At 60.6% G+C, this 1,594-nt stretch carries 1 protein-coding gene; it reads right to left on the bottom strand.

Annotation, left to right across the window (positions count from 1 at the left end; translation table 11 throughout):
- Positions 1 to 174: 174 nt before the first annotated feature.
- Complete coding sequence (locus tag BSP239C_RS20315) at positions 175 to 1,572, bottom strand: IS1380 family transposase (protein ID WP_101575099.1); 1,398 nt, start codon at positions 1,570 to 1,572, stop codon at positions 175 to 177.
- Positions 1,573 to 1,594: the final 22 nt, after the last annotated feature.

Here is a 1,594-nt window from a genome sequence, read left to right as displayed (position 1 = left end):
CTAACCTCGATTTTTCATGGCTGGCCAGTCGGTCCTGATTCCAGCTCCGTTGCCGCGTATAGGTAATGATTCTCGCATCCGGGTATGACACAACCACCGTGTCACGCCACAGCAGAAGCGGGGACTCCGATCCCGGAATTATTCTCTATCGTTCGGACACGGACAATAACGGCCTCAGCCCGGTGCTGGCCCCGGCAGTGCTCGTAAGCTGTTCAAGCCAGCGACGATGATCCGCGCCCAAGTTGCAGTGGCCTTCACATGCACGACCACCCGCCTGGCTGTCCTCGCGATCGTCGCCGGGACTGCGTACACGTGCATGCGCAGCTTCTTCGGCTCCCACCGGCGGATCTCATGATCCGGAAACGCCAACAACGACTTCCACGCCTCGATCTCCCCAGCCAAAGCGACAACAGCCAACCACAGTCGGTTCTGGTCGAATCCCTGCAGCGGGAAGTTGCGTAACCCGGAGTCCTTCGCGATCCGGATTCGATCCTCACAACGGGCACGAGACCGGTGACGGACTTCCAGCTCCGCCAACTGCCCGGCACTCGTATTCGTCGCGAACGCCGTCAGTCGGTATCCGTCGACATCATCAAAGCGCAACTGGGCACCCGGATGAGGACGCTCCCGGCGCACAATGACTCGCATCCCGTCAGGCCACTCGTCCAGGTCGAGCACTCCGGTTAGTTCGGCCACATCAGCACCATCACGGGGATCGCCGTTGGTGTCATAAGCCGACTCCCACGCACCAAGTTCCGTCAGCTGGTGATACAACTCGGGAGTGTTTTCTGGCAACATCCACCCCACCGAATAGGACAGACGCCGCTTCGTGAGGAACTCGATGAAGTTGTGGGTTCCTCCGGCGGTGTCGGTGCGGATGAGGACGCTCTTGCCCGGGCGAGGGTTGCTACCGGGCAATTGATTAAGGACGAGTTTGACCAGCTGAATGTGATCGGCAGCAGTATTCGATCCTGCGTTGCCTGGGCGCAGGATTTCGGCAACGGGCTCTCCAGTACCGGCTTGGCCATGGTCGATGAAGGCGAGCAAAGGATGGAACCCGAACCCCTTCTTATAGGTGGGCTTCGCACTCTCTTTCTCACTGTGAGCGGTGATCAACGACGCATCGATGTCGATGACCATCGGGTTGTGCGCATTCGCGTCATGGTTCGGGGCATGCTTGCCAGCCAGTTCCCACACCCGTTGCCGGGCCGCGGCCCGGGCAGCATTGATCGCCGTCAAACCTTGATCGACGTCCGCGGCCAGGGCTTGGATGATTCTGGTGATCGTTGCTTTCGATGCCACAGGACCATACAGATCAGGTTCGTCCCGGAGTGCGGTGGAGTCTGACAGAGCGTCGCCGCCAAGAGCGAGAGTGATCGCGAGATCAAGAAGGGTCTTCGCCGGGTCATGGACCGCGAAGGGCTTCTTCCACCGCGCCAGCGCGGACTTCAGATGGTGCCCCAGCCCGCTGGTGTGCACGGTTTCGGTGAGCAGGAGGCCGCCGGCCTGGCCGAGGGCATTGCTGGGTGCGGTATCGATGTGCAGGCGGGGATAGGTGCGGGTAGGCTTCACTCTGAGAGTGCTCCTTTTTAGT

It is taken from the genome of Brevibacterium sp. 239c, assembly GCF_900169365.1.
In the GTDB taxonomy this organism is placed as follows: domain Bacteria; phylum Actinomycetota; class Actinomycetes; order Actinomycetales; family Brevibacteriaceae; genus Brevibacterium.
The sequence above is the reverse complement of the archived record's forward strand: the minus strand, read 5'-3'. Positions and strand labels throughout refer to the sequence as shown.